Here is a 6,201-nt window from a genome sequence, read left to right on the forward strand (position 1 = left end):
AGCAAGTGGGTGATCTTGAAGATTCTGCCCAACACCCGGCAAATCAACAACTACAGGAATGTCTAATGCCCGCAAGTCCTCGGCAGGTCCAATTCCAGAAAGCATTAGCAGCTTAGGGGAATCGAAGGCGCCAGCACTCAAAATCACTTCGGAGTTGACCCTAAAAAGATACTCCGTTCCATTTTGAACATACACTACCCCAACCGCGCGCTTTTCCTCAAAGAGTAAACGAGTCACCAATGCTCCTGTTTGAATGGTTAAGTTGGGGCGCTCAAAGATCGGACGCAGAAATGCCACTGCTGTACTTTGGCGCTTGCCATCTTTCACGGTCACTTGGTAAAGTCCTGCACCTTCCTGCTGTACGCCATTAAAGTCGGGATTTTGCTCATAGCCCTGTGCTTGAGCGGCTTCCACAAAGCGTTGCGACACTTTTGCAGGAGAGAGTGGATCTGTGATGCTAAGTGGTCCATCAACCCCGTGAAATAACGATGCTCCTCGCTGCTGGTTTTCCGATTTCTTGAAGTAAGGCAAGACATCCTGATAACTCCAACCAATATTACCTAACGCTTGCCAGCTATTGTAGTCACGTTCATTGCCTCGTATATAAATCATGCCATTAATCGAACTGCTGCCGCCCAAGACTTTACCGCGTGAAGATAAAATTTTGCGGTTATTTAAGTAAGGTTCCCCTTCAGTTAAGTATGCCCAGTCCACTTCCGAGCCTAAGAGTGTAGTAGGCCACAAGTTCGGAACTTGAAGTTCTGGCTTGGTATCAGGACCACCCGCTTCGAGCAGCAATACTTTAGTATTAGGGTCTTCTGTAAGACGGTTGGCAACAACGCAGCCTGCTGAACCGGCGCCAATCACAATATAATCAAAAGCAGCACTGTGATGGTATGTAGTTGTCATGATTTCTCCTTTGAGGGTCATTGTTTGTTGAATGACGGCGACATTAGTGGGTTGGCGATCGCAAATTCTGCTGCTAGTCACGTCCTGCCACAATCATCTTTTCTGCTAAACCAACCGGGTTAGAAAACATCACCTCGTGACTACCGGGCATTTGTACAAGCCGAAATAGCCCCAAGCGGTTAGACATTCTTGGATGCCAACCCCACTGTTCGCCTTGAGGGAGGACATTATCTTCTGTACAGTAGAGGTAACTTTTAGGAATGGGCAGCGAGTAAAACTGCTTCAAGTCCAACTTGTCAATCCACGGTTGATACGGTTCAGGAGATAATCCTGCGTAACTCGATCGAGCCAGTTCGAGGTCAGCATCATTGAGAAGCACTTCTCGCCAAAGCTCAAACGGCATCACCATCGTATGATCGTTTGATTCTCTAGCTAGAGAGTCAAATAACGCTTGATAGTGCGGCGGAAGGCTATCTCTGAGGCTTTCACCATCATTGAGGACAAAAGCATCTAAGAAGATGAGTCGTCGAATACAATCAGGAATCGCTTCAGCAACTTTCGCAATAATTGTTCCGGCAAAACTATGACCTAAGAGAACAATATCGGTTAAGTCCTTGTCCACAATGTAATCGACGATCTATTGTGTACATTGAGCATGGTTAACGTTCTTATTCACGCCTTTACCATGTCCGGCGATCGTGGGAGCAAAGCAGTCATGTCCTTTTGCTTCTAGATGGTCAACGACTGCTTGCCAAGCAGAACCATCATGCCAGGAACCATGAACTAAGACAAAAATTGACATAGAATTCCATTAGAGTAAACCAATTAAAAAAATGCCCCAAAATCAACATGTAGGACATCTGGGACGCCTATGCTACGGGATAATTTATTTCTTGGACTACTCTTAGTGCGTTTGAAGGCAAGTTCGGATCGAGTGCTTTTCGCGCGCTGTCAACGCCCACAACGGGTAACGTACCAGGATCGAGCAAACCGAGTTGAACCAAAACACTCGCTTGATCCCAGTAGATGTGTTCGTGGGCTAGCTTGTCGTCACGGAACTGAACGATCGTTACCACTGCTACTTCAACCCGTTTAAGAGTCGGAGCAATGCCAGGTAGCATCCAGTCCATTCGGATGGTATGAGTGAACTTAGCCATCATTTCATCGACAAGCCGATCGGTTCCGATCGTGCGTGAGATTGGTGTCAGTTCCAGGTCTGGCGGCATCTGTGGAATGAAGTATTTGGAATAAAACTCGCGCAGTGCTGGTTTCCCTACTCCCCCAGTCATGACCGGAATGTGGTTAACATAAGCATCTTCAACCATCGTGGCGAGGGTATCGTCAGTGTTGTGAGTGTCAAACTCGTGCCGCAAATGCTCTTCCCAGAGTTCTTGCAAAAACTCCTGAGCTGGTGTTAAGTTGGTGGTTGCCTTTTTATTTGCTTGTTCGTCTACAGTTTGTTTGTTGACCATGTTATATTCTCCTGGTTCTATCTATTTAGAGTGTATTCAGTTCCAATGCTTGATTTCTTTCAGATTCTTACGCTTTATACTGTTTCCGATTTGAGTGATCGCCCTATATTACCCGTTCCAACAATTCCAATTTTCATATCCTGCTCTCTTGCCTGAATAGAAATGTTGTGATATTAATACTGGACGGTTGTCAGCTGCTTCTCCAGATTGGAGGAGATGTAAGCGCAATCCGCTTTGATTAGCCCCAAACTCTGGTTTCAAGACTTGTTGCTCGTCGTAGTGTCCGCCATTCTGACTACGGTAGGGAATCGGAGATTTATCAAATAGATGTTCAAGGCGTTGTTGATAGTCGTGAGCAACGACATCGTACTGTTCTGGAGTGAGACGATCGGCTTGATAAACAACAAAGGGTGGCAATACGTCCATGCCGGGATACCAAAGCATTCCATGCTGAATGGGAAATAGCAAATCTTCCATTGCTCCATTCACACCACGTTCTGTATAGTGTGGCAACCTACCCCCAACCGTGATTGAAAGCATGGCTCGTCGCCCCATGAATTTGCCTTCTCCATAGCGATCGCCCCAGCGAGTACCCTCATGTTGACCCACACCATACGCTAACCCATAGGCATACACTCGCTCAAACCAACCTTTGAGAATGGCAGGCATGGAGAACCACCACATTGGAAACTGAAAAATGACAGCATCTGCCCATAATAATTTTGCTTGTTCTGCCTCAATATCCGGCGACTGGGTATGATCCGTAAAAGCCTGCTTCGATTCACGAACGTAACTGAAGCGTTCAGTTCCTTGCAGGTATTGGAAATCTCGCTCGTCCGCGATCGCTTTCCAGTTCATTTGATAAAGAGCAGAAACTTGAACCGTGTGTCCTTGTTGGCTGAGAACAGATACTGCCAGAGCTTTTAGCGAACCGTTCAACGATTTCGATTCAGGATGCGCGAAAACAATTAAGACATTCATACTGTGTTACCTCTGGTGAGCCTATAGCGTTTTGTTCTATTAGTCAAAGAACTTCTCTTTTAGGGCGATCGAGAAAGTTTTTGATTTGTGTAGCAATCTCCTGAGCATGAGTCTCAAGTGCAAAGTGACCCGTGTTTAGCGATCGTAGTGTCGTTGCTCTAACCATTGCCGCACTTCTTGCTCAGAGCTAAATCTGGCAAATCGCTAAGAGCAAAGGAAAAGGCAGTTTGTATGAGATTATCCTGATTCTTTATACCGAAAGTGTACTAAATTCCAATGCTCAACTTCTTTCAGATTCTTACTATGATTTATCATATTCTTATGATAAAGTGCGAACTTGAAGAAAGCTTAAATTGTTGCGTCGAATGGCTTTGCCTAGAAAAATCCATAGGTCTCGCCAATACGACTGACAACTTCTCCACTGCGGTGCCCTTCATTTTTGTTAATTGGCGCCTTATTTAGAAAATCAACCAGATATAATATTAGTGTTATTTGCAACTAACGTCAAAAAATAAAACACGCAAAATACGTAGGTTGGGTGGAGCGACAGCGGAACCCAACATATATAGTAAAGAACCGCAAAGGCGCTGCATAAAGCAAAATTAAGAAAGGAGAGCTTTTACATTTTCGCAAGTAAAGTTAAAATGTACCCCTAATTGCAGCATAAGTAAGAGTAACTATAATTGGTACAATAATAGGGATAGCAACAACAAGCGCAGTTTTACTAAACCTTATCTCCTGACCATCCATTTTCATCAGCGCAATAACACCACCAACCCCCATCAACAGCCAAATACATCCAAAGGCAATAAATATTACAAATACAGAATTATCATTCATAATTCTACCTACTAGAATTTATTTTATGGTTGTGCTCTTAAAAATCAAATTCGATAAATTGTAATCAAAACGACGATTTTACAAAGAAACCGGGTTTAGGCATTGTGCTTTTTGAACAAACTAGCTGTTAGTAGTAGGACTAATATTGATAACTTCGGCTATTTGTACCAGTGATAAATCTTGATCTAGATGAGCGTGAATATAATCGAGCGCTTGCTGCAATTGAGCGTGGGTTAACTTTCTGTTAATAAGTTTCAATGCTTGACTGCTTTTAAATTTTTATTGCAGTTTGTCAAATTCTTATGGTAAATTGCGAGCCTGTGTGAAGAGAAGGCAAGCAACAAAGTAAGCAGGTTTATCACTCAGTCAATTGCAGTACAATCTTGCCTCGCATTCCTCCCTTTTCTAAACGTTGATGAGCTTGAACTATGTCACTCCAAGGCAAAACTGAATCAATTACTGGTCGAATTTGGTAGCGTTCAATCAGGTTCCTCAGTGCGTCCAATTTGTCCCTATACTGAGGACTGAAAACAAAGTGAATAGTCAAATTTTTACCCCAAGCATCAAGAAGTATTTGAGGAGTTGCAGTATCGACGATTGTGACAAGTTTGCCAAACGGATGAATTACTTCTGGGCTACGTTCAATCGTATCGCCTCCAACCGTGTCTAAAACCAAATCAACACCGCGACCGTTAGTTTCTCGCCCAATCACTTCAATATAATTTTCATGCTTGTAGTCGATGGGATAATCTGCACCCAGCTTCTTAACGAAGTCAAAGTTTTCTGCACTGCATGTTGTAAATACATAAGCACCCATTGCTTTCGCCAGTTGAATTGCCATAGAACCGACTCCACCCGCTCCAGCATGAATTAGAACTGTCTCACCGACTTGTAAATTTCCCCTGGTTACAAGGCAATCCCAAGCGGTTCCTCCTGCCAACGGAAAACAAGCTGCCTCAACATGGGTCAAATTAATAGGCTTAACTGCAATAATGCTTTCCTCTGCAACGTGGTATTGAGCATAACTACCAAACTCTCCAAAAATCTGGGGTGAGTAGTAAACTTCATCTCCTACCTTGAAACGAGTTACTGCCTCTCCAATGGCTTCAATCACACCCGAAACGTCAACTCCGATAATTGCAGGGAGACGAACTAAATCTTTGTAGTCACCCCGACGAGTTTGAAAATCAACAGGATTGATCGAGGTCGCATATACTTTTACCAAAACTTGGGTCGAAGAAGGCACTGGCTTAGGTATGTTTTGAAATTCAAACACCTCAGGTCTACCAAAAGCGGTCAGTACCGCAGCTTGCATGTACTCCATATCAGCCTCCAAAATACTACGTTATATTAGTACGCCCAATACGGCGCTCAGTTCGTCGCCTTTACATCTAGCCCAGTCCAGTGAGCGGCAAAAGCCCACATATTCGCCGTTTCCTCGATGATCTTGTCGGTGGGCTTACCTGCTATTTATCTGAAGTATATTTAGTTATAATGCTCAACTTCTTTCAGATTTTTACGAAATTTTATCAGATTCTTATGGTAAGGCGCGAACCTGCTTTGGTGTCACTCCAGTAAGTCGCTTAAATTGTTGCGTCAAATGGCTTTGGCTAGAGAAACCCACTTGTAAAGCAATGTCAGCAATCGCCAAATCCGTTTTTGACAGTAGCAATTTTGCCTGTTGAACTCGTTGTTGAATGACATACTGATGAGGAGAAGTACCTATAGCACGTTTGAATAAGCTAGCAAAATAAGTAGGGCTAATATTGACGACTTCTGCAATTTCTTCCAGTGATAAATCTCGGTCAAGGTAAGTGTGAATATAATCGATCACTTGCTGCAACTGGGTACGATTTAAGCTTTTTTTCTCAGATGTAATAGTTTGGGTTACACTAGAATAATGTCGCAACAGATGAATCACTAAAATTTGAGTTAATGATTCGACATATAATCGCCCCATGATACAATCTGAGCGCAATTCAGCTAAAAACAGCATTGC

7 protein-coding genes and 1 pseudogene are annotated in these 6,201 nt (G+C 43.5%); all 8 read right to left on the bottom strand.

The genetic code is table 11. From position 1 onward, the window contains the following. On the bottom strand, nt 1-909 hold a 909-nt coding region (locus tag DSM106972_RS53900; protein ID WP_233787916.1), incomplete at its 3' end, for a GMC family oxidoreductase. A gap of 73 nt (nt 910-982) precedes the next feature. Further along, nucleotides 983-1,711: pseudogene (locus tag DSM106972_RS26815) on the bottom strand (alpha/beta fold hydrolase). Between the two features lie 67 nt (nt 1,712-1,778). Beyond that, nucleotides 1,779-2,381, bottom strand: coding sequence for an ester cyclase (locus DSM106972_RS26820; RefSeq protein WP_127083552.1), 603 nt, complete (start codon nt 2,379-2,381; stop codon nt 1,779-1,781). Nucleotides 2,382-2,489: 108 nt separating this feature from the next. Continuing rightward, entirely contained in the window at nt 2,490-3,362 is an 873-nt protein-coding gene (locus DSM106972_RS26825) for an NAD(P)H-dependent oxidoreductase (protein ID WP_127083553.1), read from the bottom strand. Between the two features lie 639 nt (nt 3,363-4,001). Further along, nucleotides 4,002-4,202 carry a hypothetical protein gene (locus DSM106972_RS26830; protein ID WP_127083554.1) on the bottom strand — a complete coding sequence of 67 codons (201 nt, stop codon included), beginning with the start codon at nt 4,200-4,202 and terminating at the stop codon, nt 4,002-4,004. Between the two features lie 120 nt (nt 4,203-4,322). Beyond that, complete coding sequence (locus DSM106972_RS26835) at nt 4,323-4,460, bottom strand: response regulator (protein ID WP_186538768.1); 138 nt, start codon at nt 4,458-4,460, stop codon at nt 4,323-4,325. A 100-nt stretch (nt 4,461-4,560) separates the two neighbouring features. Next, nucleotides 4,561-5,526: a zinc-dependent alcohol dehydrogenase family protein gene (locus DSM106972_RS26840; RefSeq protein ID WP_127083555.1), complete on the bottom strand. Its 966-nt coding sequence runs from the start codon at nt 5,524-5,526 to the stop codon at nt 4,561-4,563. 213 nt (nt 5,527-5,739) lie between these two features. Beyond that, the coding region (locus DSM106972_RS52705; RefSeq protein ID WP_233787917.1) for a helix-turn-helix domain-containing protein at nt 5,740-6,201 on the bottom strand (462 nt) is incomplete at its 5' end.

Source organism: Dulcicalothrix desertica PCC 7102, from assembly GCF_003991905.1.
Taxonomy (GTDB): Bacteria; Cyanobacteriota; Cyanobacteriia; order Cyanobacteriales; family Nostocaceae; genus Dulcicalothrix; species Dulcicalothrix desertica.

Coding starts and splice junctions, on each gene's coding strand:
- DSM106972_RS26820 (WP_127083552.1), bottom strand. CDS start 2,381: ATGGTCAACAAACAAACTGTAGACGAACAAGCAAATAAAAAGGCAACC.
- DSM106972_RS26825 (WP_127083553.1), bottom strand. CDS start 3,362: ATGAATGTCTTAATTGTTTTCGCGCATCCTGAATCGAAATCGTTGAAC.
- DSM106972_RS26830 (WP_127083554.1), bottom strand. CDS start 4,202: ATGAATGATAATTCTGTATTTGTAATATTTATTGCCTTTGGATGTATT.
- DSM106972_RS26840 (WP_127083555.1), bottom strand. CDS start 5,526: ATGGAGTACATGCAAGCTGCGGTACTGACCGCTTTTGGTAGACCTGAG.